Source organism: Lentzea sp. NPDC102401, from assembly GCF_044765805.1.
Lineage (GTDB): Bacteria > Actinomycetota > Actinomycetes > Mycobacteriales > Pseudonocardiaceae > Lentzea > Lentzea sokolovensis.
The window spans coordinates 395,144-421,670 of sequence record NZ_JBIWKS010000004.1; the positions used below are offsets into that span (position 1 = coordinate 395,144).

Here is a 26,527-nt window from a genome sequence, read left to right on the forward strand (position 1 = left end):
AACAATGGAATGTCCTGTTGTCACGCCTGGGCGTGGCTCAGGTCACTTGCGAAACGGGCGCGCGCGACCAAGAATGCGCGCCCGCCGGAACGGGCTACAGCTGCAGCGGCACGAACGGCGTCTGCTCGGCCGACATCGGCACCTGGAACCGCTGGGTCAGGAAGGTCGCGATGTCGTGGAACACGGGCGCGGCCGACTGGGCGTTGCTCGGCGCGTCGAGCATGACGCCGACGACGTAGCGCGGGTTGTCGGCCGGGAGGATGCCGGCGAACGTGGTCCAGTACTGGCTCTGGGAGTAGCACTTGCAGTTCTGGTCGATCTGCTGCGCCGTGCCGGTCTTGCCCGCGATCTGGTAGCCGGGGATCGCGGCCGGCTTGCCGGTGCCGTTCTGGTTCGCGTCCCGCGGATCGGACTGCGTGACCGAGCGGAACATCTGGCGGACGGTCTTCGCGGTCTCCGGCGACACCACGGTGACGCCTTCGGGCCGTTGCTTCTCCGACCGCGCGCCGTCCTCGCCGATCTCGGCGCGGATCAGCCGCGGCGGGACGCGGACGCCGTCGTTGGCGATGGCCTGGTACATGCCGGTCATCTGCAGCAGCGTCATCGAGAGGCCCTGGCCGATCGGCAGGTTGCCGAAGGTCGAGCCGGACCACTGGTTGAGCGGCGGGACCTGGCCCGCCTCCTCGGCGGGGACGCCGGAGTTCGTGCGGCGGCCGAGACCGAACTTCTGCAGCATCTCGGCGTAGCGCTCCTGGCCGACCTCCTGGGCGGTCATCAGCGTGCCGACGTTGGAGGACTTGGCGAACACGCCGGTGAACGACATGGGCACCGTCGGGTGGCTCCACGCGTCCTTGATGACCCGGTCGGCGACCTTGATCGACCCCGGCACCTGCAGCACGTCGTCGGGTTTGAACAGGCCGTACTCGACGGCGGCGGCGGCCGTGACGATCTTGTTCACGGAGCCGGGCTCGAAGCTGTACGCGACCGCGGTGTTGCGCTTCTGGTCCTCGCCGGCCACACCGAAGTTGGCCGGGTCGTAGGTCTTGTCGTTGGCCATCGCGACGATCTCGCCGGTGCGGCTGTCCAGCACGACGGCGGAGGCGTTCTTGGCGCCCGTCTTCTTCGCGTAGTCGGCGACGATCCGCTGGACCGCGTACTGGGTGTCGATGTCGATGGTGAGTTCGAGGCTCTTGCCGGGCTGCGGCTTCACGAGTTCGCGCTCGGTGTTCGGGATGACGAGGGTGTCGTCGCCGGACATCGTGTCGACCACGCGCCGGCCCGTGCGGCCCGCGAGCACGTTGTCCTGGGCGTTCTCCAGACCGAGGATGCCCTGGACGGTCGGCGGCTTCTCCTCCTGGCGCCAGTTCGCGGCGCCGATGATGTTCGCCGCCAGGTCACCGTTGGGGTAGATGCGCTTGGAGCGGTACTCCGAGCCGATCTCCGCGGGGAACTTCTCGACGATCTTCGCGGCCTTGGCCGGTTCCGCCTCGCTGACCAGGACCTCGTAGGAGATGTCCTTGACGAGCTGCTGGTAGACGGACTCCTCGTCGGTCTTCTCCCCGTTGACCTCGGGGCCCAGCGTCGAGGAGATGAACTTGGCCATCTCCCGCGCGCGGTCCTCGTAGGTCCCCGGATACTTCTTCTCGTCCTTCGCGTGCGCTTCGTCCCATGCCTTACGCGCGCGCTGCGGAAGGATGTAGAGCGCGCGCACCTCGATCGAGAACGCGAGCTGGTTGCCGTTGCGGTCGAGGATCGACCCGCGCTCGGCGGGGATGTCGATGGGCGTCGTGCGCTGCTTCTGCGCCTGCGCCGACAGCTCGGCCGCCTGCAGGCCCTGCACCTGCACGAGCTTGACGCCCGCGATCAGCAGGGCGCCGATCAGCAGGATCCGGCCGACGCCGATGCGCAGCCTGCTGTTGCCGCCCAGGCGCGCGGCCGGGCGGGAGCCGCGCACCGACAACGGCCGGCGCGGTCCCCTGGTCTGCGGACCGGGCATCAGCCACCCGCCGGAGGCGTCTGACCCGCCGGCGGCTGCTGGCCGGCGGGTGGAGTCTGGCCCGCGGGCGGTGCGGGCGGCTCGGAGGACGGCGGGGGCGGGGGCGTCGACTTGGTCGGCGCGCTCGGCTTGCCGAACTCCTCGATCGAGCCGTCCGGGTTCTGCCGCAGCCGTGCCGGGTTAGATGGCTCGACCAGGCCCATCTCCCCCGCGCGGCGCGCGAGATCGGTCGGCGACTCGAGCAGCGCCACCTCGCGGCGCAGTTGCTCCATCTGCAGCGTCAGCTTCTCGGCCTCGGCCCGCGCCTCCTGAAGCCGGTAGGTGTCCGCGGCGGCCTGGGTGGAGAAGTACATGATCCCGGCGACGCCCGCGCCCAGCACGAGCATCACCAGCACGACGAACGGAGCCTTGGACACGGCTTTCTGCTGCGGGCTCGCGGAACCGCCGCGCAGGTTCGAGGCGCGCTGGGCCCGGCGCGCGTAAGCACGCTCGGCACCGGCGGTCCGCCGCCGGGCCTTGTCCTTCTCCTGGACCTTGTCCTGGTTCTTCTTCGGGGAGGGGTCGCGGGGTGACGACCCACCGACCCGTGCGGGTGCCGTCATCTCGGCTCTCCGATCCGCTCCGCCGCCCGCAGGCGCACCGGCGCCGCACGCGGGTTGTCCTCGATTTCCTTCTCGGTCGCGAGTTCCGCGCCCCTGGTGAGCAACTTGACCTCGGGTCCGTGACCCGGCAGCTCGACCGGCAGGCCCGGCGGCGTCTTGGACTTCGCGAGTTCCGCGATCGCCTGCTTCACCATCCGGTCCTCGAGGGACTGGTAGGACTCCACGACGATCCGGCCGCCGACGCGCAGCACGCCCAGAGCGGCGGGCAGTGCCAGCCGCAACGACTCCAGCTCGCCGTTGACCTCGATCCGCAGCGCCTGGAACGTGCGCTTCGCCGGATGGCCGCCGGTGCGCCGCGAAGCCGCGGGCACGACGGCGTAGAGCAGCTCGACGAGCCGGCCCGAGTTCGTGAACGGCTCCTTCTCGCGCTCCCGCAGCACCGCGGAGGCGATCTTGCCCGCGAACCGCTCCTCGCCGTAGGTGGAGAGGATCCGCGCCAGGTCGCCGTGCCCGTACGTGTTCAGCACGTCCGCCGCCGTCATGCCGGTGCCCTTGGACATCCGCATGTCGAGCGGGGCGTCCTTCGAGTACGCGAACCCGCGCTCCTCCTCGTCCAGTTGCAACGAGGACACGCCGAGGTCCATCAGCACACCGTCCACGCGCGAATAGCCGAGGTCTTCCACGGCTTCGTCGATGTGGTCGTAGGTGACGTTGACGAGATGAACGCGGTCACCGTGGCGAGCGAGACGCTTGCCGGCCATCTCGATGGCCTGCGGGTCGCGGTCGAGCCCGATGAGGGTGAGTTCGGGGTGGGCGCTCAACAGCGCGTCGGAGTGGCCGCCCATGCCGAGGGTCGTGTCGACAACGATGGCAGGCTTGCCGGAGAGCGCTGGAGCGAAGAGTTCCAGGACGCGGTCCAGCAGCACCGGAACGTGCCGCGGCTGATCCATGGTCTCTCTACTCCCCTTATGCGCGTTTCGGGTGACGTCAGGTCCCCGCCCGCCCGTCGAACCTGGCGCCGGGGAAGGTGCGCCAGGGCCGATTCTCGAGCGGACCGAGGCCTCACGGCACCCGAATCGCGTGTGGAACATCCGGCCTGTTGCTCGGCTGACCGCCATCAGAAGACGCCCGGAATGACCTCCTCGCGAGCGGTGGCGTAGCCGTCCTCGTGCTCGTCGAGATAGGTCTGCCAGGCCGCCGCGTCCCAGATCTCCATCCTGGTGAACGCGCCGACGACCACGCACTCCTTGGTCAGCCCGGCATACCGGCGCAGTTCCGGTGCGATCAGGACGCGGCCCTGACCGTCCGGACGCTGCTCGTCCGTTCCTGCGAACAGATACCGCTGATAGGCGCGTACGGCGTCGTTGGTGAACGGCGCCTCGGCGACCTTCTTCGCCATCTGCTCGAACTCAGCCCGGGGAAACACGTACAGGCAGTGGTCCTGGCCCTTGGTGACCATGAGACCTCCCGCCAGTTCGTCCCGGAACTTCGCAGGCAGTGTCAGCCGACCCTTGTCGTCCAGGCGCGGGTAGTGAGTGCCGAGGAACATCGGCAGCCACCTCCCTCACCGGGCGACGGACCGGCAGCGGAGCCCCCGTCTGCCCCACCGGCCGCCACAGTACCCCACTTTTCACCACAGTCAACGTTGAAACAGGTGTCCGCACAGCATGTCGTGACACATTTGCCCAGGTAGACGCCGTGGGGGAGCGTGGGGGGACGGTGGGGGAGCTGGTCAGTCACCACCTTCGCGGGTGAGGGTTCAGCCCGGAATTAGCACTCGAACGGCCTAGAAATTTCCGTCAAAACCGAGAGTTGCGGCGAGTTGGTGGGGGAAGGTGGATGCTGGTGGAGCGAACCCGATGTAGCCCGCAGGTGTAGGGCACTTAGCCGTGGTTTGACACACTGCGTGAAACGCTCACACGTCCGTGTTCCGGACACGGCTGCTGGAGGTTTAGTGACGCCGGGAAGCCCAAGCGCGAACAGTCACGCGCCGGTCGATCAGATTCTGGGAGAGTTGCACGGCGCCGTTCAGCGGATCGCCGCGAACGTCGAGCGGGTGCTCGTCGGTAAACCAGACGTGGTCCGCCTTGCGCTCGTGACGCTGCTCGCCGAGGGGCACCTGCTGGTCGAGGACGTGCCGGGTGTCGGCAAGACCTCGCTCGCGAAAGCGCTTGCCCGCTCCATCGACTGCACCGTGAGCCGAGTGCAGTTCACGCCCGACCTGTTGCCGAGCGACATCACCGGCTCCTCCATCTACAACCGGCAGGAGAACGACTTCGAGTTCCGGCCTGGACCGATCTTCGCGAACATCGTCGTCGGCGACGAGATCAACCGCGCCTCCCCCAAGACGCAGTCCGCTCTGCTGGAGTGCATGGAGGAGCACCAGGTCACGGTCGACGGCAACACGTACCCGCTGGGCTCGCCGTTCATGGTGATCGCGACGCAGAACCCGATCGAGATGGAGGGCACCTACGCCCTTCCGGAGGCACAGCGCGACAGGTTCACCGCGCGCGTGTCGATCGGGTACCCGGACCCGCAGGCCGAGCTGGCGATGGTCGACGAGCACGCGGGTCACAACCCGCTCGACGACCTGAGGCCCGTCTCGGACGCCGCGCAGATCCTGCGGCTGGTCGAGTCCGTGCGCCGGGTGCACCTGTCTCCTGAGGTCCGCAGGTACGCCGTCGAGGTGGTCTCGGCGACGCGCCGCCTGCCGGAGCTGCGGCTGGGTGCCTCGCCGCGGTCCACGTTGCACCTCGTCCGCGCCGCACGCGCGCAGGCCGCGCTGGCCGGCCGTGACTTCGTGGTGCCGGACGACATCCACGCGATCGCGATCCCGGTGCTGGCCCACCGGCTGGTGCTCACGGCGGAGGCGCAGGCCGCTCGCCGGTCCCCCGCCGAGCTGATCAGGGCGCTGTTGCAGCGGGTGCCGGTGCCGACGGCGGCACTCGACCCGAGCGCGGCGTTCGTCCGCAGCATGAACAACAACAACGCAGGGACGCCACGCTAACGATGCGCACCGCACTCTCCGGTCTGACCACGCGCGGAAGATGCTTGCTGGCCGCGGGGTTCGCCGCCGGAGTGTGCGCCGCGGTGCTGAACGAACGCGACCTGTTGCGGGTCGCCGCGTTCGTGATCGCGCTGCCCCTGCTGGCCGCGTGGCTCGCGACGAGGGCTCGGGTGGGGTTGCACGCCGCCCGGTTCCTCGCCCCGAGCCGGGTGCCGGTGGGTGCGGCGTCCGAGGTGAAGCTCGACCTGCGCAGCACCGGCCGGCTGCCCACGGGCGGGCTGATGCTGGAGGACACGGTGCCGTACGCCCTGGGCGCGCGGCCGCGGTTCTTGGTGGAGCGGTTGCCCCGGAACACGCCGACGTCGTTGCGCTACCCGCTCAAGCCGGTGATGCGCGGCGTCCAGCAGGTCGGCCCGCTGATGGCGCGGATCACCGACCCGTTCGGCCTGGCCGAGTTCGACCGCGAGCTCGCCGGCCGGTCGCGGCTGGTCGTGGTGCCGCGCGTGGTGCGGCTGTCGGGTCTTCCCGGCGGTTCCGGCATGGGCGCGGGCGACGACGGCTCGGTGCGGCTGCGGGCCGGTCAGGGCGAGGACGACGCGATCGTGCGGCAGTACCGGCAGGGCGACGACCTGAGGAAGGTCCACTGGCGGTCGACGGCCCGGCGCGACGAGTTGATGGTGCGCGTCGAGGAACGTCCGTGGCGCGGCGGCACGACCGTGCTGCTCGACCACCGGGTGCACGCGCACCGCGGTAGCGGTCCCACGGCGTCACTGGAGTGGGCGATCTCGTTCGCGGCGTCGATCTGCCTGCACCTGCACCACTTCGGCCACCAGGTGCGTCTGGTCTCGGAGGACGGGCGGGTGCTCGCGGGTGGCTCGGCCGAGGGCGGGCACAGCGACCACGTGGTGCTGGACTCGCTCGCGGCGCTGCAGGGCTCGCACCGCCGTGAACTCACCGGCGGCGTGGACCCCGGCGCGGGCCAGGAGGTCATCGCGGTGCTCGGCGGACTCTCGCCGGCGTCGGCGGAGGAACTGATCCGGTACCGGCCGCGCGGCATGCGCAGCATGGCCGTGCTGCTGGACGTGAACGCGTGGGCGGGTGGCACGGACTCCGCCGCCCCGGACCCCGAGGACGCCCGGCGGCTGCTCAACGGCGCGGGCTGGGGCGTGGCGATCGCCAAGCCGTCCGCGTCGATGCAGCAGGTGTGGCAGGAGTTGTGCGCCTCGGCCGGTAACCGGGGTCCGTCGGTGCGCTCGGAGGTGGGCTGAGATGGGGACCCGTTCCGCTCCGGCGACGAGAGGGACCGAACCCGAGTGGTTCACCTCGGCGACGCCGTGGATCGCCGCGCTGGCGGTGCTCTGCGCGTCCACCGCGCTCTCCGGTGTGATCGAGGGCGACCTGTGGCTGGCGCGGATCGGCGTGGTGATCGTGGCGATCACCGTGACCGGCGCATTCCTGCGAGCGACCCGGCTGACTCCGCCGCTGGTCGCGGTCGCCCAGGTGTTCGTGCTGTTGTGCCTGCTCACGGCGTTGCACACGCGGTCGGGCATCTTCCTGTTCATCCCCGGCCCCGAGGCTCTGGGCGAGATCGGTGACGTGCTCGCGGACTCCGTGGCGCAGGTGCAGACCGGGGTGCCGCCGGTGCACGCGTCACCGGCGATCCAGGCGCTCGTGGTGCTGGCGATCGGCCTGGTCGCGGTGCTGGTCGACACGCTGGCCGTGGCCGCGGCGGCTCCGGCGGCGTCCGGGCTGGTGCTGCTGTGCGTGTTCGCGGTGCCCGCGTCGCTGGCCGACGAGATGCTGCCGTTCTGGACGTTCATCCTGGGCGCGGCGGCGTTCGCGATGCTGCTCGCGGTCGACGGCCAGCACCGGCACGAGGCGTGGCGCGGCCGGCTCGGTTCCGGGTCGGCGAGCGGGTCCGGCGGGTCCGCGACGTCGGTGGCGGCGATCGCGATGGTGATCGCGCTGATCGTCGGCGCGGGCTTCACGCTCGTCGGCACGGTCGGCAGGCTGCCCGGCGGCGGTGCCGGTGGTGGCGGCAAGGGCGGCATCGGGCTGAGCGAGATGACATCGCTGCGCGGCATGCTCAACCGCGGCCGGACGGCCGAGGTGTTCTACGTGCGCGGCATGACCGACCCGATGTACATGCGGGCGTCCACGCTGGCCCAGTACGTGCCGAACAAGGGCTGGGAACGCGGCAGTCCTCCCGGTGGCCAGCCCGCGCGCGGTGAGCTTCCGCCGCAGCCGGGCGACCGCGGCGAGGGCAAGACCACCCGGATCAACATCGAGCCGCGCGACTGGCGGAGCTTCTGGCTGCCGACCTACGGCGCCGTCCGCCGCATCGACACCCCGGACGACGACTACCAGTTCGACCCGAAGAAGGGCGTGATCTACACCCAGCGGGAGCGCGAACCGGAGTCGTACGAGCTCGACACGGTGATGTCGACGCCGACGAAGCAGTCGCTGCGGCTGGCACCGACCCAGGCGAACGCGGTCGATCGCGAGTACTACAAGTTCGACGGGGTCGAGCAGGAGGTCGTGGACCTCGCGAAGAAGGTCGTCGAGGGCGCCACGAACGACTTCGACAAGGCCGCCGCGCTGACGGCGTTCTTCAACAGCCCCACCACCGATTTCAAGTACCAGCTCGAGACCAAGGGCGACGTCACGACGGACGCGCTGAGCGACTTCGTGCTGCGGAGCAAGGTCGGCTACTGCGAGCAGTTCGCCTCCGCGATGGCCGTGATGGCCCGCGTGGTGGGCCTGCCGTCGCGCGTGGCGATCGGTTTCACCGCCGGGGTGCCGTCCGCGGACAACGCGTACCGGGTGATCAGCACCGACGACGCGCACGCGTGGGTCGAGATCTTCTTCCCGAACTACGGCTGGATGACCTTCGACCCGACCCCGGTCTCCGACGGCCGCGGCATCGTCCCGCCGTACCTGCGCGAGACCGCGCCGGGCCAGGAGGAGCAGCCGACCGCCGAGACGACGGCGCCGTCGGTGGCGCCGTCCGCGACAGGTTCGGCCCAGGCCTCCACCTCGCCCGACGGCACCGACGGCGACCAGGGACTGCCGCAGGCGGGTTCCGAGGGGCCGCAGCCGTGGCACCTGTGGGCGCTCGGCGTGGTGCTGGTGCTGGCGGCGTTGCTGTCGATCTTCCTGGTGCTGGCGCTGCTCGGCGTGGTCGGCGCGGGCCTGATGGGCGTGTCGTGGGCGCGCAAGCTGCTGATACCGGCCGCGGCGGGGTTGTGGCTGATCGGCGTGGGGCTCGCGGCGGCGCTGCTCTCGTGGTGGCTCGCGGTGGTGCTGGTGATCGCCGGGATCGTGTTCACGCCGTTGCTGGTGCGTGCCGTGCGACGGCGCAACCGCCTGCACGCGGTGACGGCGCTCGGTCCGGGCGCGGCCACGGCGGCGTGGAGCGAGCTCATGGCGGAGTCGATCGACCGCGGCGCGCCGGTGCCGGCCGCCGAGACGATCAGGCTCGCCGCCCGCCGGTTGGCGCGCGAGCACAACCTGGACGACGCGGGCAAGGACGGGCTGCGGCTGGTGATCGGAGCGATCGAGCGGTCCTGGTACAGCCCGAACCCGGCCGCCGACCCGGCGTTGCCCGGCGCGCTGGCCGCGGTGCGACAGTCGTTGCGACAGAACGCACCGCTGTCGTTGCGCGCGAAGCTGTTCCCGAAGTCGGTGCTCAAGCCGACGCCCGCGCCGACGGCCGAGACGCCCGACCGGGAGCCGGTCGGGGTGTAGGTCCGCGGCAGGACCCCGTGGCATGACGATGGGCCCGCTCCCTTCCGGGGGCGGGCCCATCGCTGTGAGATCTGGTGGGTTACTGCTCTTCGTCGAAGCGGCGGCGGAAGCGCTCTTCCATCCGTTCGGAGAACGAGCTGCGGCTGCGCGCGGGCTTGCCGTCCTCCTGCGCTCCTTCGGCGACCTGGTCACCGCGACGCAGTGTCGTCAGGGTGATGAGCACACCGAAGAACATGAGCAGGAAGCCGAAGACGCTCACCACGGGGATGCTGGCGATCGCGAGCTGCGGGAGCATCACGCCGGTGATGAGCGCGGCCACGCCGACCACGAACAACACGATGCCCTGCACACGGCGTCGCTTGGACGGCCGCCGCAACTTGGCGCCCCGTACGGTAGATGCGAACTTCGGGTCCTCGGCGTAGAGCGCGCGCTCGATCTGGTCGAGCAGTCGCTGCTCGTGCTCGGAGAGTGGCATCGTTCCTCCTCCGGCACAGCGGTCGCGGGCGCCGGGTGTTTTCGGTTTCCGCCGAACCCGGCGGACGACCCACCCTGGGGACGTCACCTTCCAGGATACGATCCGCGCGCCCCGGCGACTACCCAGTCGGCCTTCTCATACGGTCTGTTCTGTCACCATCATCCTCCTGGGGCAGTGGTGAGGCCTTCGTGAGGCTCTCTCAAGCCCCTTGTGGCCTTCCGTTCACACCTCGTTCGGCCTCGAGATCCGTCCGGGACAGCCCCGCTTGCTCGGATCAGTGCCATGACCGAACTCATCGTCAACGGCGCCGCCGAGCAGGGCCTGACCGGCTGGCTCGTCGTCGCGGGCGCTCCCGTCGTGCTGCGGTACGACACGGGCCAGGGGTATCCGGGGCCCGGTGATCCCGGTCCGGCGCGGCGCGGCTCGTCGTTCTTCGGCGGCGGCGACACGCCACTGAGCACGCTGCGACAGAGCGTGACATTGCCCCGCAGGCCGTCTCAGTTCGCCGTGTCCTGCTGGCTCGGCGGCTACGCCGCGCAGCAGGACGGGGCCCGGCTGTCGGTCGAGTTCCTCGATTCGGGCGGCACACCGCGCGGTCTCGTGGTGCTCGGACCGGTGACGGCGGAGGAACGCTCCGGCCGCACGGGCCTGGTCGAGCGTTCGGTTCGAGGCACGGTGCCGCCGGGGAGCAGGACGGCGGTCGTGACGCTGCAGATGACCCGATCCGGTGGTGGTACGTCGAACGACGGCTACGCGGACAACATCTCGTTCACGGTGGAGGCCCGCTGATGCTGAACCGACGTGATCTCCTGCGCGCCGCGGCCGCCGCCGGCGCTCTCGGCACCGTGTGGCCGCTGTCGGCCGGCCTGTCCCCCGCGCAGGCGCACGCCGCCGCGCTCGACCTGGGTGCCTCGTGGGACGCGGCGCCGTTCTGCCTGGGCGTCGGATCCGGTGACCCGTTGCCGGACAGCGTGATCCTGTGGACGCGGCTCGCTCCCGAACCGCTGGCGCACGAGCAGCCGTTGCCCGAGATCGTCGAGGTCGAGTGGTCGGTCGCGCTGGATCGCACGATGCGGTCGCGCGTCGCGTGCGGGACCGTCGCGGCGTCGAACCTGTTGGGGCACAGCGTGCACGTGCCCGTGCACGGTCTCCGTCCGGGCCGGACCTACTACTACCAGTTCTCGGCTCTGGGCAAGCGTTCTCGCGTCGGACGCACCCGCACGGCCCCAGTCGGTCCGGTTTCGAAGGTCCGTTTCGCGACGGCGAACTGCCAGGCGTTCCACGACGGCTTCTACGCGGCACATCGCGGAATCGCGGCCGAGAACCTGGATTTCGTCGTGCACCTCGGCGACTACATCTACGAACACGGCCAGGTCGGCGGCACGCACGTGCGTGATCACGAGGGCCCCGCCGTGCTGTCCCTTGCGGACTACCGGCGCCGCCACGCCTTGTACAAGGGCGATCCGTCGCTGCGCGACGCCCACGCCGCCCATCCGTTCTTCCTGACCTGGGACGACCACGAGGTCGCCAACGACTACAGCGGAACCGACGGCTCCGCACCGTTCGTGAAGCGCCGTGCCGCCGCCTACCAGGCCTGGTACGAGCACCTGCCGATCCGCGCTGGGAGCGCTCTCGAACCGCAGATCCACCGCCGCCGCCAGTGGGGGTCCCTGGTCGACCTGACGGTGCTGGACCTGCGGCAGTACCGGTCGGCGCAGAACCTCCCCGACGGCACGATCCTGGGCGCCGAACAGAAGAAGTGGCTGCTGGACGGCATTTCTTCTGCCCGAGAGGCGTGGCAGGTGTGGATCAACTCGATCATGCTCTCGCAGCTCGCCCGCACCGGCGGCGGCTACTACTTCACCGACCAGTGGGACGGCTTCCTGGCCGAACGCCGCGAGGTGCTCGGCCACGTCGCCGCGGAGGGCCTGAAGGACCTCGTCGTGCTGACCGGCGACTGGCACTCGGCGTTCGTGGACGACATCCGGCCGGACTTCGACGACCTCTCGTCGCCGGTGATCGGAACGGAGTTCACCGCGCACTCCGTCACGTCCGGCGCCTACTCGCCGGAGTGGAACGCGGTCAACGGGCCGGTGATGGGGGCGGCGAACCCGCACCTGAAGTACTTCGAGGGCAACAGGTACGGCTACGACGTGTACGAGGTGACGCCACAGCGGTTCACCACGCACATGAAGGTGATCGGGGACCGGCGGGACGCGTCGTCGCCGGTGTCGACGCTGACCACGTTCCACGTCGATCGGGGGAAGGCCGGGAGTTACGAGGATCCGGCGACCGTCGGCTCGCCCGCGCAGTACCGGCGGCCCTGAAACGGCCATGAAAAGTGTCAGACCCGCTGAGTAAGCTCGGATTCGGGGGATCCCGGGCCCTGAGAGGCCGGAGGGTGGATCCCCCGAATCCGATGCTAGTCAGCGGGTCTGACAGTTCTGGCCGGTCAGCTCTGGCCGGTCAGCTTGCGATCTTGTAGGCGTGGATGATCGTCACCTCGCCGGTGTTGCCCGCCGCGTCCGTGGTCTTGGCGCGCAGCGAGGCGAACTTGGCGTTCTTCGGGTGGTGCACGATCGCCTTGTCGCCGGCGACCTGCACCTGCTTCCAGGTCGCGCCGTCGTCGAAGGACACCTCGACGGTGACGCGCTTGACCTTCGGCGTGGTCTGCGCCTGCTCGACCTTCAGCGGCACGAGCAGCAGGCGGCCGTGCGCGGTGTCCTTGTCGTCGAGCTTCGGCAGGAAGCGGACCACCGTGAGCGGGAGGTGCGTGATGTCGGTGGTGTGCTTGGCCTTGAAGGTCCAGGCGCCGCTCACCCTGTTCGACAGCTCCGCGTCGCGGCTGTGTTCCATCTCGGCCCGGTAGGTGCCTTCCGCCGCCGGGACGTCGAAGATCGCGGTCGGACGGTCCTGCTCGCCGAGCTTGGTTCCGTTGTGGAACAACGAGGTCTTCGCCGTTCCGCCGGTGAACCTGCCCGCGCCGCCGTTGCTGTCGGTGAAGAGCGGCACCCTGACGGCGATCTGGTCCTCGAGCCTCGCGAGGCCGAAACCGGGCGCCGACGGGACGGACGGGCCGAAGATCGCGGCGCCGAACGTCTGCGAGTACTTCTTGCCGCCCCTGAAGGAACGGTTGGGCGTCTCGGTCGAGTACTCGTTGTTGTTGTCCGGGCCGACCCGGTCGTAGATCCAGCTCCACGTGCCCGTGACGGTCGAGACGAGGTCGATCGCGCGGCCGCCTTCCGGCACCTGCGTGAACCAGCCGAAGCCGCCGCTGCCGTCGACCGGGTTCGGCATGACCGCGATGCCGTGCTGACGGCCCTCACCGGCGTAGCGGAAGCTCGTCGTCATCTCGGCGAGCTCGTTCGCCCTGGCGGTGCGCTCGTAGCCGGTCGGCATGCCGTTCTCGGTGTACATCAGGCGATAGCTGACCGGGGTCTTCTCGTCGCGGGGTGTGCCCTGGAACTGCTCGGCGATCGTCGTGGTGAAGCCCGGCGCGGCCGGTCCGATCTGCGCGGTGGACACCTGGCCCGCCAGTCCGTCGAAGAACGCCCAGCCGTGGCCGAAGGTCCTGCCCGCGACCTGGGTGGAGTAGCCGATGGTGCCGATCATGCCCTTGGCCGCGGCGTCAGGGGTCCTGAGCGCGACCGGCCTGGCGTTGCGCGCGTCGATCGTGATCGACCCCTTGCCGGTCACCTGAAACTTCGGCTGCACCTGGAACACGACCTTGAAGTCCGGGGTGATGACGCCGCTGTCCACGAGGTACTCGCCCTTGGGCAGGCGGACGTTCTCGGCCAGTCCCGGATAGGCCTTGCCGGTCTTGGTGTTGACGAAGACCGTGCTGTGGGACTCGGCCGGGTTGCCGTCGTTGCCCAGCACCGAGACAGCGGTGTCGTAACTCTCGACCTCGCGGTTGACGCTCACGAGCGTGCGCAGGCCGTTCGACGCGACGATCGCGCCGCTGTAGGCGCCGTCGGGCGCGTTCGCCCTGGTGTCAGCGGTGATCGTGGCCTTGGCCTCGCCGCCGGCGGGGATCGCGATCTTCGCAGGAGACGCGGTGAACAGACCGGCGGGCGAGGGCTTGCCGTCCGGTCCCTTGACGTCCACGCTCAGGTCGAGCGAGACGGGCTCCTTGCCGGGATTGCGGTAGGTGACCTCGCGGACGACCTTCTGGTCGTCGTCGTGCGGCCACTGCTGCACCCCGAAGTTGATGTTCGCCGGTTCGGCGATCACCTGCTGCGCCAGCATCTTCGGCACGTCCACGCGACCGGTGCCCTGGTCGAACGCCGTCAGCGACGGGTTGGCCTTGGCCGACGCCATGATGGTCGCCTTGAGCCGTGCGCCGGTCCAGTCCGGGTGCTGCTGCTTGAGCAGCGCGACGACACCCGCGACGTGCGGCGTCGCCATCGAGGTGCCGGACATCGAGACGTGGCCCTGCGTACCGGCCTCGGCCGCCACGATGTCGACGCCGGGCGCGGTGACGTCCGGCTTCACCGCACCGTCCGCGGCCGGCCCACGGCTGGAGAACGGCGCGATGCCGTCGTTGCGGTCCACCGCTCCGACGGTCAGCGCGGACTCGGCGCTACCGGGCGAGCCGATCGTCTCCGGGCTCCCGGAGTTGCCCGCCGCGATGACGAACAGCGCGCCGGTCTCCTGGGAGATCCGGTTGACGGCCTCCTCGATCGGGTCGATCTCCGGGGTGTCACCTCCGCCCAGGCTCATGTTGATGACGCTCGCGCCCTGTTCGGCCGCCCACTGCATGCCGCCGAGGATCGCCGACTCGCTGCAGCCACCGGGCTGGCAGACCTTGCCGTCGAGGATCTCCGCGTCCGGCGCGACACCGCGGTACTGCTCGCCCTTGCTGGCGATGGTCGACGCGACGTGCGTGCCGTGCCCGACCTCGTCGGTGTTGTCCGGCGAGTCGGTGAAGTTCTTCTCAGCGATCTGCCTGCCCTGCAGATCCGGGTGCTTCTCGTCGACGCCCGTGTCGAGCACCGCGACCTTCACGCCCTTGCCGGTGACACCCGCCTGCCAGGCCGCAGGCGCGCCGATCTGCTTGGTGCTGCGGTCGAGCGACACCTTGCGGACGCCGTCCAGCCACACCTTCTCGACCGCGCCACCGCGCAGCGACTCCCAGGCGCTGCCCGACTTCTCGACCGTGCCGGTCACCAGCCCGTTGACCGATCCCTTGGCCGCCAACGCCGTGACGCCCGATCGTGCGCCCGCCGCCGGCCGCACGATCACAGGGACGGTGGTGCGCCGCGAGTCGTCGTAGCCGAACTCGGCCAACGACGTCACGTCGAACAACCTCGGGTCGAGCTTTCCGCTGTCCACCAACGCGATCGCGTCCGCGGGCACCACGTGCTGATGCCCGTCCCGCGTGAAGGTGCGCACCGGAAGCCTGCCCCTGCCGGGACCCGGCACGACCCGCACGACGCGGTCTCCCGCCAGTTCCACCCGGTCACCGGTGATCAGCGTGACGCTCCGGTCCCCCTGCCCCGATGACTGCTCGCCCGCGTGCGCGACGGCCGTCGTCCCCGTGATCGTTCCTGTGGTGACGAGGCCTGCTGACAACGCGAGCGCGGTGATCCCCCGACGGGCACCTCGCTGTCCTGCTCTCACTGGTCTACCTCCAGCGCTAGATGAGGTGTTGCGTCAGTGACCGTAGGGACACCGAGCGTTACCCCACCTCCATCTGAAGGCCGGAGCTGCACGGGCGGATGTCATCCCGCAGAGGTACGCGGACTGGCCGATCGGCTGGTTGACACACCTCCTGTCGTTTCGGGCCGACCGTTCTTTCGGGATCGAGTCGTGACCGTGCTTTCGTGCGCACTTCGTGCTGCCGTCATCTGGGGGCGGCGCCGGGGGCTTTGGGGGAAGGTCGCTCTACTCATGCGTGTTTCGTTGCGTGCTGCCATTTCGGTCGCATCGCTCGTCGGTTTCCACGTCCTCGCCTTCGGGTTGATCGGCGGCCTGCTCGCGCTGGAGAACTACGCCCTGATCGAGCGGCCGTTCGCCGGCGTGAAGCTGGCGCTGTTCGTCGTGCCCGCGGTGTACGCGCTGGCCAAGGGCCTGATCTCACTGGAGCGCCGCGAGCGCGATGAGGTTCTCGGGCCGGGCAAGGCCACGTTGGGGTTGCGGGCCTGATTGGGTTGCGGGCCTGATTGGGTTGGGTTGGGCAAGGCCGGGTTGGGACTGTCGGCCCAGGTTGAGGTCGGGTCAAGGGCTGCGTTCGGTGGCCGGGTCGGTGGCCTGGGCGCGGACAGGTCCGGCAGCGTGTCGACGCGGCTTGGACCGGCTCGAATGCCTTGTGGGCGGGCGGGTCAGCCGATCGGCAGCGGGGTTCGGGCCTGCGGGACCGCGAGCGGGCGGCGGTCCATCACGGCCAGTTCCAGTTGGCGGGCCGGGGAGTCTCCCAGCAGTTTGCGGGCCAGGGTGGTGCCCTTGCGCGGGGCCATGGCCAGCTCGGCTCGCAGGGCTTGGATGCCGACGTAGTGCGACACCTCGTCCAGGATGGCCTTGGTGTCCGGGATCGAGCGGGTGCGGCGGATCGCGTCCACGGCGGCGCGTTCCAGGGGTGCTACGTGGAAGCCTCTGCGCAGGGCCGGTTTGGGGAGACGGTCCGTTCGTTCCAGGTGCAGGGTGGCGTGGCCCCAGGCTCTCGAGTGGCGTGGGGCCAGGACGTGGATCGCGTCCGCCGCCGGCAGGACGGATCTCATGCCGTGCAGGTAGAGGGCGTCGAACGCGGTGAGCATCGCGCCCTCGCCCGCGTAGAGGAGGGCGGCCTGCACCAGTTGTTCGCGGGACGGGCCTGCCCTGGACAGCAGGAAGATGGTCGGGAACAGGCGCTGCCAGGGGCCGCCCGGGCGGGAGCGTTGGTCGATCAGGGACGAGGACAGTCCTATGTGGATCAGGGCTGCGACCGGGGCTACTCGGTGGACGAAGAGGGTGCCCAGGGCTTCCAGGTCGATGGGGTGGCGCATGGGTCAATGGTGCGGCTGGGAAGAGGCGGGGAGCCGGGGGGCGAGCGCAACCTGTGGACAACTTCGAGGTTGTGGACAAGTCGCGATCACTCGGGCTTCGGTTCGAACTCCGCTGTCCTTTCCGGACTCTCGCGCAGCAGCGAGGCAGGCCGCACGGCCAGTGAGCCGAAGCGGGAACGGGCCTGGTCAGCGGCTTGCTCGGCTTCGCGCCAGCCGCGTTCCGGGGCGTCGAAGATCAGTTGCTGGGCGGAGTCGGCGTTGTCAAGACCCTCTATTCGGACGCCGATCAGACGGACCGCGCCGGGCGGGGTCTGGGTGTCCAGCAGTTCGGCGGCGATCCGGTAGACCTCCTGCGTCACGTCCGTTGCCACCGGCAGGGTGCGCGAGCGGGTGATCGTCGTGAAGTCCGAGAAGCGGACCTTGATCGACACGGTGCGGCCGAGCAGACCCTTGGCGCGCAACGAACCCGTCGAACGTTCGGAGAGCCGCAGCAGTTCGCGGCGCAGCAGCGTGCGGTCCGTGACGTCGACCTCGAAGGTCTCCTCGGCGCCGATCGACTTCTCCCGCGACACCGGCACCACCGCGCGTTCGTCGACCCCGGCGGCCAGCGCGAAAAGGTGCTCCGCCAACGCCACGCCGATCTTGCGGCGCAGGCGCGGGAGAGGCATCGCGGCGACGTCGGCGACGGTCACCAGGCCCAGTTCCTCCAGGCGCGCGGCGGTTTTCGCGCCGACGCCCCACAACGCGGAGACCGGCAGCGGGTGCAGAAAGTCCAAGGACGCGGAGTGAGGCACGACCATCATGCCGTCGGGCTTGCACATGCCAGAAGCGAGCTTCGCGAGGAACTTCGTCGAGGCGACACCGACGGAACAACTCACGCCATGAGCCGCGAACACGCGGGACCTGATCAGCTCCCCCACGCCACCAGGTGTCAGGCCGAGCCGGCGAAGCGCACCGCCGACGTCGAGGAACGCCTCGTCCAACGACAAGGGCTCCACCAGCGGCGTGATGTCGCGGAAGATCGCCATGACTCCGCGCGAGACCTCCTGGTAGAGATCGAACTGCGGCGGCAGGTACACGGCGTGAGGCGCCAACCGGCGAGCATGTGCGGTGGGCATCGCGGAACGCACGCCGTACTCACGCGCGAGGTAGTTGGCGGAACACACGACACCACGCCCGCCGACACCCCCGACCACGACCGGCACGGACTCGAGCTCAGGGCGTTCGCGGATCTCCACCGACGCGTAGAAGGCGTCCATGTCGACGTGCAGCATCCTGCAGCCCGTGTCGTCAGGCCAGACGCCGTCACGCGCACGGAACCGGTCGACCAGGCCGCGTGGCAGGTTCGCACTGCGACCCATGAACACCCCTCTCGAACGTCAGTTCGAGACGAATCCTACAGTTTGTACACGCGCGCCGCGTTCTCCGACGCGATGAGCCGTGCGATCCGGTGCGCGTCCTCCTCGGCGAAGGCATCGCGCCGCAGCCCATCAGCCAGGAAGTCCGACAACGCGCGCCGGAACATCAACGCGCCGAGGTAGTACAACTCGGGCAGAGCGAACGCGTCGGACGAGAACAGGAACTTCCCGTACGGCACGATCTCCAACGCCTCCGCGAACACGCGCGACGCCTGATGCCCCAGCCCGTGCGTCGCCAGCCCGAGATCGCAAAACACGTGCGGGAACACCTGCGCGAGATACCCGGCCTGACGGTGGAACGGATAGTTGTGCAGCAGCAACACCGGCACACCCAACCCCGCGGTCGCGCGCAGGAACGGCGTCAGCAACGACGGATCGCAGCGGTGCAGATCGATGTCCGAATCCCCGTAGCCGACGTGGAACTGCAACGGCAGCCCGGCGTCCAACGCCTCCCACGCCAGCCACGTGATCACCACCGGGTCCTCCAGCCGCCCCGCCGACCAGGCCGACACCGCCCGCTCCACGTCCGCGTCGGCGGGCCGCACGCCCGGAAGACCCAGCCCCATCCGGTACGCCGCAACGGACTTCGCCCCCACCGCCGAAGACGACGCGAGCCGGGACCGAACGGCCACCAGAAACTCAGAGGGGGACACCGACGGCCGCAAGGTCTCCGCCAGGACCTCCAGCCGCACGATCTCGTGCGCGACACCCCCGCCCAGCCCTGCCAGCTCCTCCGCCGACAACAACCGCTCCGGCTGGAACCCGCCGTCCACCAGGAACGTGTGGATCCCGGACGCCATCAGGAACGTCCGCGACACCTCGGCGATGTGCAGCGAGTTGCGCCGTTCGAGGTACTCCTCGGCCGGCGCGTGCCGGGGCAGGTCCAGCAACGGGGCGCACCACCTCCGCACCGCGAACCCGATCGCCGAGTCGAAGAACGATCCGCCCAGCGGAGAGACCGCATCGGCCTCCAGCAACAGCGACTCGAAGTCCGGGCGCGTGCTGTCGACCCGCAGCACACCGTGGCAGTGGTGATCTATCAGCCCGAGTTCGGCGACGAACGGCAAGATGCCCATAACCTTAGGATCGTGGACTCTGCGGAACGGGACCAGCGGTTCGACCGGGCGACGGAACTCTTCGACGGGCTCAACGCGCGGAACGTGAGCGTCGTGGCGCTCACCTGGGTCGACAACAGCGGCATCACCCGCACCAAGTCCGTCCCCCTGCGCCGGCTGGCCCACGCGGCGGCGCACGGCGTGGGGGCGTCACCGGTGTTCGACGTGTTCCTGTTCGACGACTGGATCATCCAGGGCCGGTTCGCCGGCGGCCCGGTCGGCGACCTGCGCCTGCACCCCGACCTCGACCGCCTCACAGTGCTCGCGGGTCAGCCGGGCTGGGCCTGGGCACCTGCCGACCGCCACTTCCAGAGCGGCGTCCCCTACCCGATGGACCAGCGTCTGCAAGCCTGGAAAGCACAGAAGAACCTCGCGGACAGAGGTCTCACCGCCCAGGCCGGCTTCGAGATCGAGTGGTGCGTCGGCAAGTCCGGCACCGACGACTGGGTGCCCGCGACCAGCGGATCCGCGTACGGCCACGCCCGTCAGATCGAGCTGTCCGACTACTGCGTCGACCTGCTCAACGCCCTGGACCAGCAGGACGTCGAGGTCCTCCAGTTCCACCCCGAGTACGCCGCCGGTCAGTTCGAGGTCTCCACCGCACCCGAAGGCCTGGTGGCGGCCGCCGACACCGCCGTGCTCGTCAAGGAGACCATCCGCGCCGTCACGATCCGGCACGGCCTGCGCCCGTCGTTCTCCCCCAAGGTCGTCAACGGCGGCGTCGGCAACGGCGGCCACCTGCACCTGAGCCTCTGGCGCGACGGCGCGAACCTCTTCGACGGCTTCCAGGACGAGGCCAGGCGGTTCAGCGCGGGCGTGCTCACCCACCTCCGCGCGTTGTGCGCGGTCGGTTGTCCCTCTCTCGCGAGCTACCTCAGGCTCGTGCCGAACACGTGGGCCGCACCGTTCGTGGCGTGGGGCGAGGAGAACCGCGAGACGGCCCTGCGCCTGATCAAGGACAACCTCGAGATCAAGTGCTTCGACCTGACCGCGAACCCGTACCTGGTCGTCGCGGGTGTGGTCGCGGCCGGGCTGGACGGCATCGCGACCGAGGCCGTGCTCCCGGAGGGCCTCAACGTCGACCCCGCGCTGCTCGGTGACGTCCAGCGGCTGCCCACGTCGCTCAAGGAGGCCGTCGACGAGTTCGAGAAGGACACCGTGCTCACCGAGGCGTTCGGCCTGGAACTGGCGGGCACGCTCGCCGACGTGCGGCGCGGCGAGATGGAGCGCTACAAGGACGCGAGCCCGCAGGGCATCGCCAACATCACTCGCTGGCGCTATTGAGCTCCTTGCGCAGTCGCGTCAGCGCCCGGTGCTGAGCCACCCGTACAGCGCCGGGCGTGGAGCCGACCGCTTCGGCCGTCTCCTCCGCTGACAACCCCACCATCACGCGCAGCACGACGATCTCGCGCTGCTTCTCGGGCAACACGCGCAGAAGCGTCGCCATCTGCTCGGAGAGCTCCCCCTGCATCGCCCGTTGCTCGGGTCCGGCCGCCGTGTCCATCGACTCCGGCAGGTCCGGCACCGCCTCGGAACGGTTGCGCGAGAAGCTGCGGAACGAGTCCGCCACCTTGTGCGCCGCGATGCCGTAGACGAACGCCAGGAACGGACGCCCCTGATCGCGGTACGACGGCAGTGAGGTCAGCACGGCCAGGCACACGTCCTGCGCCACGTCGTCCGCCGACGCGAACGACCCAACGCGCGCACGGCAGTACCTGACGACCAACGGCCGGATGGTGCCGAGCAGCCGTTCGATGGCGGCGCGGTCACCGGTGACAGCGCGCGCGACGTGGTCGTCGGCCTTCTCGGGATGACCGGTGTAATACGACGGCGAAGGTGGGTCGACCGGCTCCTTCCCACTTACGGCAGTCCGCTCCACCAGAGCGTCGACAACGCCCGGAGCAGCGGAGACCGGCCCACCGACGGACGAGCCCCTGACGGCTTCCGCGGGCACCTTGCGGTGCAGGCCGGGTGTGAACTCCACGCAGATCACCGTTCCTCTTCTGGACGCCGGCGCACCGCGAGACGCGCCCGCCGGATCCGTCCTTCGACCGCGCGCGGGGTGAGTCGCACCAACTCGGCGATCTCCGCATGCGAATAGCCCTGGTCATGAAGGAAGAGCAACCGCCTGCCGTCCTCGCTCAGCGTCGCGAACGCGGCGTTCGCGGCCTGCTGTTCGATGACCGCGTCCTCAGGAGTCCCCTCGGCCACGACGTGTTCGAGCGAGGCCAGGCTGTCCACGAGCCGCACGTCCTGCCAGCCGTGCGCCTGCGTCTGCCAGCGCCGGTAGACGTTCGGGAACGCGAGCACGCACGCGTTGACGAAGTACTCGTTCAACGGCTGTCCGCGCTCGACCGACCACTCCCTGCCGAGCAAGCCCCGGTCGCGGAAGTAGACGAAGCCCTCGTAGACCGCGTCGCTGGCCAGTTCCTCGGCTTCCTGCAGCGGGATCTCCTGCTGGTGCAGGAAGCGGCCGTGCCTCCCGCACCGGGAGAACATGGCGCCGGACCGCACGAGCTTGGTAACGAACGTGAGGCCGTACCCGAGAAGCTGGCGGTGGAACTGGTCCCAGCGCGGCCCGGAAAGCCCCGACTCGCGGAAGTGCTGCACGAGCACCCCGTCGACGCGCAGCCGGTCGGCGGCAAGCGCTGAGTCCGAACTTCCCATGCCCCCTGGTCCCTATGTCGGTGTCTTCCTGCCCTCTAGGTATGTCGTTTGGGTGCGTCCACCCCACGCACTCGCCACGAATCGTCACAAATGCAAACGAATGTCACCCGATCGGGACAGCCAATGCGGCGATTTCCTTGCGAAGGCGACCCAGCGCCCGGTGCTGGGCAACGCGCACCGCACCCGGCGTCGAGCCCACGGCGTCCGCGGTCTCCTCGGCGGACAGCCCCACCACGACGCGCAGCACGAGAATCTCGCGCTGCTTGTCCGGCAGGAGGTGCAGCAGCCGTCCCAGGGTGCCGTTCAGCTCGTCGCGGAGCACGAACTCCTCCGGCCCGGCGCCTCGCACCTCCTGGTCGGGCACCTCGGCCACCGGCTCCGCACGGTTACGTCCCAGAGCCCGATGCGCGTCGGCGACCTTGTGCGCGGCGATGCCGTAGACGAACGCCAGGAACGGCCGGCCCTGCTCCCGATACTTCGGAAGGGCCGTCAGCACGGCCAGGCAGACCTCCTGCGCGACGTCGTCCGCAGTTGTCGCGGAACGTCCGACACGCGCGCGACAGTACTTCACCACCAGCGGTCGCAGGTAGCGAAGTAGCTGGTCAGTGGCCCTGCGCTCGCCTTGCACGGCCAGGCTCACCAGCTCTGCGGATAAAGCCGAACTCTCCATCCGAAGTGTCCCCTCGTCGACGTCCCGTGGAGGAGACGTGCGACGCGTCACTCCTTATGCGGAAAGTAGGGAGAAACTTCAAACGTCACCCGTTTGCAGCAACGAAGAGCGGTTGGTAATAGGCGTGGAGCGACCACTCCGCGTAATCGAAACCGGCGCGTTCCGCCAATTCAGTGATTTCGTGACGAGTAATCGCCCAATACCGTGCCTTGCCCACCACGACGCGCCAGGAGTCGGCTTCGTGCAGCCGGAACATCTCCAGTTCGTACTGGTCGCCGTCCCAATGCCAGAGCTGGAACCACACGACCCGCCCCGGCCCGACGGAGGGAGGGGTCGACAACGGCCGTTCGCTGCGAATCGCGTCGTAGTCGCGCGTCGAGAGGATGAGCCGGCCACCGGGACGAAGCATGCGCCGCATCTCTCGCAACGCCGCCAGGACGTCCCGGGCGGTCAGCAGGTGCGGCAGCGCGTTGTCCGCGGCCAGCACGACGTCGAACGAGGCATCGGCGAACGGCAGTGAGCGCATGTCCGCGGCGAACGCGGGCAAGGTGACGCCACGCGCAGAGGCCTCCACAACGGCCCGAGAGGCCGCCTTGGGGCTCAGATCGGTGCCCACGACCTCATAGCCGCGCAGAGCCAGACCGATCGCCTGCGTGCCGATGCCGCACGCACAGTCCAGAACGCGCGCACCTCGCGGGATGAACTCCGCGAGCTGCGACGCCTGCCGGGCCATCGACGCGTCCCAGTCCGGGAACATCAGGTCGTACGTCCCGGCCAGTCCGTCGTAGAAGGCGCCGGTCAAATCAGCTCCTCGACCCCCACGGACGTCCTCAGCTTCGCCAGCGCACGGTGCTGAGCCACCCGCACGGCACCCGGCGTCGAACCGATCGCCTCAGCCGTCTCCTCCGCCGTCAGCCCGACGACCACGCGCAGCAGCAGGATCTCGCGCTGCTTGTCCGGCAGCCCGCGCAGCAACTGGCCCAGCCGCACCGAGAGCGAGCCGAGCAGCGCGTTCTCCTCGGGGGCGATGGTCAGCGACGGCCCGTCCGGCACCTCGGCGACAGGTTCGGAGCGGTTGCGCGCCGAGACCCGATGCGCGTCCGCGACCTTGTGCGCGGCGATGCCGTAGACGAACGCCAGGAAGGGTCTTCCCTGCTCACGATAGGTGGGCAGGGCCGTCAGCACCGCCAGGCAGACTTCCTGCGCCACGTCGTCCGCCGACGCGTACGCCCTTTCATTGCGACCGACACGCGCACGGCAGTACCGCGCCACGAGTGGACGCACGGAGCCCAGCAGCCGTTCGACGGCGTGCCGGTCACCCGCTACGGCCTCGTTGACCAATGAGGCCAGCAGGTCGGAACTTTCCATCGCGTTGGTCCCTACGTCGGCGGCGGAAGCCATTATCTTTCGCCGCCGCCTTGTTTGGGACCACTCATCAGGGTCATAAAAGTCCCGAATGCAAAGCCGGGTGAAAGGTCACAGTCAGTGGGCGGTGCGGCGGGCGAACACGTGCAGCCGGGCTGCGACGTCCCGGAGCGGAGACCGCGTGGCGGCGGCCAGTTCCAGCTCGGCGAGCGCGTCGGCGGCACCCGGATTCGTGTCCAGCACCACACCGGGCACGAGGTCGGAGACGATGCCATGACCCTGCAGAAGCTCGACGGAAAGCCCCGCCTCGAGAACCAGTTTCTCAAGACCCGGGACGTCGAACCGGCGCTGCAACGGGTCACGCGTGCCCGCGAGCTGACCGGCGTCGTCGTCCAGCAACCTTCGCGCGTCGACGATACGGCCGGCGATCGCGCGGTGCAGGATCGCCGCGAACCGGTTCGCGACCAGCACCGACACCGCGCCGCCGGGTGCGACCGCCGCGGCCAGCGAGGCGAGCGCGGCCGGTGCGTCGTCGACGACCTCCAGCAGCCCGTGCGCCAGCACCAGATCGGCCTCACCAGCGGGAACGCCCAACGAGTCCGTGTCGCCCTGGACCGCGTTGATGGTCACCCCGGCCTCGCGCGCACGGGTGTTCAACGTGGCCAACGCGTTCGGCGAAGGCTCCACGACCGTGACCGCGCATCCCGCTGCGGCTAGGGGTACGGCCCAGACACCGCTGCCGCCTCCAACGTCGAGCACACGGGGCGGTTCCCCACCCCTGCGCTCGCGTGCGGCGGCCAATTCGGCGTCGAGCACCCTCTGTACGGCGTCCGGTCGCATGTCCAACAGAGTAGGAGACCCTAGAGTAGGTCTGTGCATACGGTGTCCGTGCTCAGCCTCAAGGGAGGCGTCGGCAAGACGACGGTGGTGCTCGGCCTGGCCTCTGCCGCCCTCCGCCGTGGCGTCCGCACGCTCGTGATCGATCTTGATCCGCAGTGCAACGCCACGTCGACGCTGGAGCCAGAGGAGTCCAAGGCCAGCATCTACGACGTCCTGCAAGACCCGTCCGAGGAGAACGTCGAGCAGGCGATCCGCCCGAGCAGGTGGGGCGACGGCATCGACGTGTTGTCCGGCTCCGAGGACGCCGAGCTTCTCAACCACCCGGATCCGAACGAGTCCCGGCTGCATCGTCTGAAAGACGCGTTGCGCACGTTGCGCGACATGTACGACGAGTTCCCGTACCAGCTCGTGTTGCTCGACTGCCCGCCGTCGCTGGGCCAGCTGACCCGCTCGGCGCTGGTGGCGGCCGACCGCGCGCTGCTGGTCACCGAACCGACGATGTTCGCGGTCGCGGGTGTGCAGCGGGCGTTCGAGGCGGTGCAGAACGAGCGGGAGAGCAACAACGCCGACCTGCAGCCGCTGGGCGTCGTGGTGAACCGGGTGCGGCCGCGCTCGCACGAGCACCAGTTCCGCATCGAGGAGCTGCGCGACATCTTCGGGCCGTTGGTGATGCCGGTGGCGTTGCCGGACCGTCTCGCCGTGCAGCAGGCACAGGGCGCGTGCATGCCGATCCACGAGTGGGGCACGCCGGGCGCGCGCGAGGTGGCGCTGGCGTTCAACCTGCTGCTCGCCCGCATCCAGCGCATCTCGCGGAGTCGCCGGCGGGCCGTGCACCACGACTTCAACGACGACGAGATCCAGGAAGCGGTGGATGCCTGAGGGGGACACCGTCTTCCTGGCCGGCCATCGCATGCACGAGGCGCTGGCCGGGAAGACGCTGCGGCGCGGCGAACTGCGCCACCCCCGGCTGGCCGCACTCGATCTGGCCGGTCTCGACGTGCTCGGCGTGCGGACGTACGGCAAGCACATGTTCACCCACTTCTCCGACGGCAACAGCCTGCGCAGCCACTTCCGCATGGACGGCGCGTGGCACCTCTACCGGCCTGGAGAGCGCTGGCGCCGTCCCGCGCACCAGGCCCGTGCGGTGTTCGAGGTCGACGACCGGCAGGCCATCGGATTCGCGTTGCACGACATGGAGTTCGTGCCGACCGCACGCGAAGATGAACTGATCTCACATCTCGGGCCCGATCTTCTCGCGCCGGACTTCGACGCCGCTGAGGCCGTTCGGCGGTTGACCGCCGACCCTTCCCGGCCTGTCGGCCTCGCATTGTTGGATCAACGGATCATGGCCGGCGTCGGCAATCTCTACCGCGCGGAAGTGTGTTTCCTGTTGCGCGTTCTGCCGACGGTCCCGGTGTCATCTGTGGACGCCCCACGTGCGGTTGCGTTGTCACGCAAACTCCTGCAGGCCAACCAGTGGCGGCCGGAACAGAGCACCACCGGCGACCTGCGCGTGCAGCACTACGTTTTCGAGCGGACCGGCAAACCCTGTTTGCGTTGCCGCACAAGAGTCCGATCGGACGAGATCGACGGCAGATTCGTGTACTTCTGCCCAAAATGCCAGTCCGGTTGAACCGAGACG

At 69.5% G+C, this 26,527-nt stretch carries 24 protein-coding genes; 9 read left to right on the forward strand and 15 right to left on the reverse strand.

All coding sequences use genetic code 11. The features are described from left to right. Positions 1-94: 94 nt before the first annotated feature. The 4 genes from ACIRG5_RS16940 to mraZ all read right to left on the reverse strand — a co-directional run bounded on the left by ACIRG5_RS16940 (position 95) and on the right by mraZ (position 4,147). A complete protein-coding gene (locus ACIRG5_RS16940; protein WP_402905558.1) occupies positions 95-1,996 on the reverse strand; it encodes a peptidoglycan D,D-transpeptidase FtsI family protein in 1,902 nt (633 codons plus the stop codon). Beyond that, positions 1,996-2,598, reverse strand: coding sequence for a hypothetical protein (locus ACIRG5_RS16945; RefSeq protein WP_402905560.1), 603 nt, complete (start codon positions 2,596-2,598; stop codon positions 1,996-1,998). The genes ACIRG5_RS16940 and ACIRG5_RS16945 overlap by 1 nt, the downstream gene beginning before the upstream one ends. Beyond that, entirely contained in the window at positions 2,595-3,548 is a 954-nt protein-coding gene (rsmH, locus tag ACIRG5_RS16950; RefSeq protein ID WP_402905562.1) for a 16S rRNA (cytosine(1402)-N(4))-methyltransferase RsmH, read from the reverse strand. The genes ACIRG5_RS16945 and rsmH overlap by 4 nt, the downstream gene beginning before the upstream one ends. A gap of 167 nt (positions 3,549-3,715) precedes the next feature. Further along, positions 3,716-4,147 carry a division/cell wall cluster transcriptional repressor MraZ gene (gene mraZ, locus ACIRG5_RS16955; protein ID WP_030479478.1) on the reverse strand — a complete coding sequence of 144 codons (432 nt, stop codon included), beginning with the start codon at positions 4,145-4,147 and terminating at the stop codon, positions 3,716-3,718. 405 nt (positions 4,148-4,552) lie between these two features. Here mraZ and ACIRG5_RS16960 point away from each other — a divergent pair, with 405 nt between their 5' ends. Genes ACIRG5_RS16960 through ACIRG5_RS16970 form a run of 3 tightly spaced genes read left to right on the forward strand, consistent with a single transcriptional unit; the run spans position 4,553 to position 9,352 of the window. Next, a complete protein-coding gene (locus ACIRG5_RS16960) occupies positions 4,553-5,605 on the forward strand; it encodes an AAA family ATPase (RefSeq protein ID WP_402905564.1) in 1,053 nt (350 codons plus the stop codon). Positions 5,606-5,607: 2 nt separating this feature from the next. After that, entirely contained in the window at positions 5,608-6,873 is a 1,266-nt protein-coding gene (locus ACIRG5_RS16965) for a DUF58 domain-containing protein (protein WP_402905566.1), read from the forward strand. A gap of 1 nt (position 6,874) precedes the next feature. Next, on the forward strand, positions 6,875-9,352 hold the full coding sequence (locus ACIRG5_RS16970; protein ID WP_402905568.1) for a transglutaminaseTgpA domain-containing protein: 2,478 nt from the start codon (positions 6,875-6,877) through the stop codon (positions 9,350-9,352). 79 nt (positions 9,353-9,431) lie between these two features. On the opposite strand, the gene ACIRG5_RS16975 is transcribed toward ACIRG5_RS16970, so the two are convergent. Then, the gene (locus tag ACIRG5_RS16975; RefSeq protein ID WP_093597478.1) at positions 9,432-9,827 is read right to left on the reverse strand and encodes a DUF3040 domain-containing protein; all 396 of its coding nucleotides are present in this window, start codon (positions 9,825-9,827) and stop codon (positions 9,432-9,434) included. Between the two features lie 282 nt (positions 9,828-10,109). Here ACIRG5_RS16975 and ACIRG5_RS16980 point away from each other — a divergent pair, with 282 nt between their 5' ends. Both ACIRG5_RS16980 and ACIRG5_RS16985 read left to right on the forward strand, forming a co-directional pair. Continuing rightward, on the forward strand, positions 10,110-10,616 hold the full coding sequence (locus ACIRG5_RS16980) for a hypothetical protein (RefSeq protein WP_402905570.1): 507 nt from the start codon (positions 10,110-10,112) through the stop codon (positions 10,614-10,616). Next, positions 10,616-12,154, forward strand: coding sequence for an alkaline phosphatase D family protein (locus ACIRG5_RS16985; protein ID WP_402905572.1), 1,539 nt, complete (start codon positions 10,616-10,618; stop codon positions 12,152-12,154). Before ACIRG5_RS16980 ends, ACIRG5_RS16985 begins: the two co-directional genes overlap by 1 nt. Before the next feature lie 139 nt (positions 12,155-12,293). On the opposite strand, the gene ACIRG5_RS16990 is transcribed toward ACIRG5_RS16985, so the two are convergent. Continuing rightward, positions 12,294-15,449: a S8 family serine peptidase gene (locus ACIRG5_RS16990; protein ID WP_402905574.1), complete on the reverse strand. Its 3,156-nt coding sequence runs from the start codon at positions 15,447-15,449 to the stop codon at positions 12,294-12,296. A gap of 270 nt (positions 15,450-15,719) precedes the next feature. Here ACIRG5_RS16990 and ACIRG5_RS16995 point away from each other — a divergent pair, with 270 nt between their 5' ends. Then, entirely contained in the window at positions 15,720-15,974 is a 255-nt protein-coding gene (locus tag ACIRG5_RS16995; protein WP_402905576.1) for a hypothetical protein, read from the forward strand. 176 nt (positions 15,975-16,150) lie between these two features. Here ACIRG5_RS16995 and ACIRG5_RS17000 read toward each other — a convergent pair whose 3' ends face one another. From ACIRG5_RS17000 to ACIRG5_RS17010, 3 genes are all read right to left on the reverse strand, one after another. Next, entirely contained in the window at positions 16,151-16,810 is a 660-nt protein-coding gene (locus tag ACIRG5_RS17000; protein ID WP_402905577.1) for a hypothetical protein, read from the reverse strand. A gap of 86 nt (positions 16,811-16,896) precedes the next feature. Beyond that, positions 16,897-18,171, reverse strand: a complete 1,275-nt coding sequence (locus tag ACIRG5_RS17005) for a DNA polymerase IV (RefSeq protein ID WP_402905579.1) — start codon at positions 18,169-18,171, stop codon at positions 16,897-16,899. Positions 18,172-18,206: 35 nt separating this feature from the next. Beyond that, a complete protein-coding gene (locus ACIRG5_RS17010; protein WP_402905581.1) occupies positions 18,207-19,304 on the reverse strand; it encodes an amidohydrolase family protein in 1,098 nt (365 codons plus the stop codon). 12 nt (positions 19,305-19,316) lie between these two features. Here ACIRG5_RS17010 and ACIRG5_RS17015 point away from each other — a divergent pair, with 12 nt between their 5' ends. Next, on the forward strand, positions 19,317-20,627 hold the full coding sequence (locus tag ACIRG5_RS17015; protein ID WP_402905582.1) for a glutamine synthetase: 1,311 nt from the start codon (positions 19,317-19,319) through the stop codon (positions 20,625-20,627). On the opposite strand, the gene ACIRG5_RS17020 is transcribed toward ACIRG5_RS17015, so the two are convergent. The 6 genes from ACIRG5_RS17020 to ACIRG5_RS17045 all read right to left on the reverse strand — a co-directional run bounded on the left by ACIRG5_RS17020 (position 20,608) and on the right by ACIRG5_RS17045 (position 24,885). After that, positions 20,608-21,225, reverse strand: coding sequence for a sigma-70 family RNA polymerase sigma factor (locus ACIRG5_RS17020; RefSeq protein WP_402906188.1), 618 nt, complete (start codon positions 21,223-21,225; stop codon positions 20,608-20,610). The two genes, ACIRG5_RS17015 and ACIRG5_RS17020, sit on opposite strands and share 20 nt — an antisense overlap. Positions 21,226-21,332: 107 nt before the next feature. Further along, positions 21,333-22,010 (reverse strand): RNA polymerase sigma factor, encoded by a 678-nt coding sequence (locus ACIRG5_RS17025; protein ID WP_402905584.1) that lies wholly within the window; start codon positions 22,008-22,010, stop codon positions 21,333-21,335. A 103-nt stretch (positions 22,011-22,113) separates the two neighbouring features. Further along, entirely contained in the window at positions 22,114-22,680 is a 567-nt protein-coding gene (locus tag ACIRG5_RS17030) for a sigma-70 family RNA polymerase sigma factor (protein WP_319977368.1), read from the reverse strand. Between the two features lie 85 nt (positions 22,681-22,765). Beyond that, complete coding sequence (locus tag ACIRG5_RS17035) at positions 22,766-23,482, reverse strand: methyltransferase domain-containing protein (protein WP_402905586.1); 717 nt, start codon at positions 23,480-23,482, stop codon at positions 22,766-22,768. Next, the gene (locus ACIRG5_RS17040; RefSeq protein ID WP_402905588.1) at positions 23,479-24,048 is read right to left on the reverse strand and encodes a sigma-70 family RNA polymerase sigma factor; all 570 of its coding nucleotides are present in this window, start codon (positions 24,046-24,048) and stop codon (positions 23,479-23,481) included. Before ACIRG5_RS17040 ends, ACIRG5_RS17035 begins: the two co-directional genes overlap by 4 nt. A gap of 114 nt (positions 24,049-24,162) precedes the next feature. Continuing rightward, positions 24,163-24,885, reverse strand: coding sequence for a class I SAM-dependent methyltransferase (locus ACIRG5_RS17045; protein WP_402905590.1), 723 nt, complete (start codon positions 24,883-24,885; stop codon positions 24,163-24,165). Positions 24,886-24,918: 33 nt separating this feature from the next. Here ACIRG5_RS17045 and ACIRG5_RS17050 point away from each other — a divergent pair, with 33 nt between their 5' ends. After that, entirely contained in the window at positions 24,919-25,764 is an 846-nt protein-coding gene (locus ACIRG5_RS17050) for a ParA family protein (protein ID WP_360048076.1), read from the forward strand. Beyond that, positions 25,757-26,518, forward strand: coding sequence for an Fpg/Nei family DNA glycosylase (locus ACIRG5_RS17055; RefSeq protein WP_402905592.1), 762 nt, complete (start codon positions 25,757-25,759; stop codon positions 26,516-26,518). Before ACIRG5_RS17050 ends, ACIRG5_RS17055 begins: the two co-directional genes overlap by 8 nt. Positions 26,519-26,527: the final 9 nt, after the last annotated feature.